At 52.8% G+C, this 990-nt stretch carries 1 protein-coding gene; it reads left to right on the top strand.

The window, feature by feature from the left end; translation table 11 throughout:
* The first annotated feature begins 142 nt into the window (after positions 1 to 142).
* Positions 143 to 730: a hypothetical protein gene (locus tag BGM09_RS32260; RefSeq protein ID WP_129264399.1), complete on the top strand. Its 588-nt coding sequence runs from the start codon at positions 143 to 145 to the stop codon at positions 728 to 730.
* Positions 731 to 990: the final 260 nt, after the last annotated feature.

Consider the following 990-nt stretch of genomic DNA (forward strand, 5'->3'; position numbering starts at 1 on the left):
ACCTCCCGCAGGACTAGGCGCTATTAAATAATAGAGAATTAGAGTTGCACTCCTCTCACCCCACCCATGGTCGCTGCCTCCGCTGGGCTCGCTCCGCTGCGCCGTTCCGGCTTAACGCTCCTTTTAAATAGGGTGGGGCTCAATGCGTTTTCATATGAATGGGGGCCATGTCCCCAAACCCCCTTTTAAGGCCAGGGCAGTTCTGAATTCGTCTGAATTTTTTAAACGCTCAACTTTTTCGAAGATGCCTTATTATCGCAGAGCAGCTAAACGTCCTCGTTATGGGAAGCGCGACAAGTACTCTATCCAGCAGAAGGGGGCAGTGGCAGCAGTGGCGGCGAACCAAACATCGGCAGTCGACATCGTTCCTGCTACAGTTACTGAAGGCATGCGCAAGGTCAAGCACCTCACGGTCAACCTGACGCAGATCGCAACAAGCAACGCAGAAAGCAACCTCTTCTGGGCTCTAGTGTATGTCCCTCAGGGGACAACGGCAGGGGCACTCAACATCGCAACGGCAGGAGCAACTCCAGGCAGCATGTACGAACCCAACCAGTTTGTCATGAACTGCGGCGTGGTAGACCCTTCAGCAGGTCCCATCAGGATGTACTCTCCTATCTCTCGCAACCTCAACGACGGAGACAAGATCACTCTCCTCATCCGTCCTACTCTCGATGGGGCGGCTACTACAGTCTCTCTTGTTGTTCGCTATGCAATCACCCTCAATTAAATTTACAATAACGCCTATAGAAATTAAACATGCCTATACACCGCGCCTATAGCGCCTATAGCGGGAGGTAATACTAAACCTCCCGCAGGACTAGGCGCTATTAAATAATAGAGAATTAGAGTTGCACTCCTCTCACCCCACCCATGGTCGCTGCCTCCGCTGGGCTCGCTCCGCTGCGCCGTTCCGGCTTAACGCTCCTTTTAAATAGGGTGGGGCTCAATGCGTTTTCATATGAATGGGGGCCATGTCCCCAAACCCCC

The organism is Streptomyces sp. CBMA29 (assembly GCF_014596445.1).
GTDB lineage: Bacteria > Actinomycetota > Actinomycetes > Streptomycetales > Streptomycetaceae > Actinacidiphila.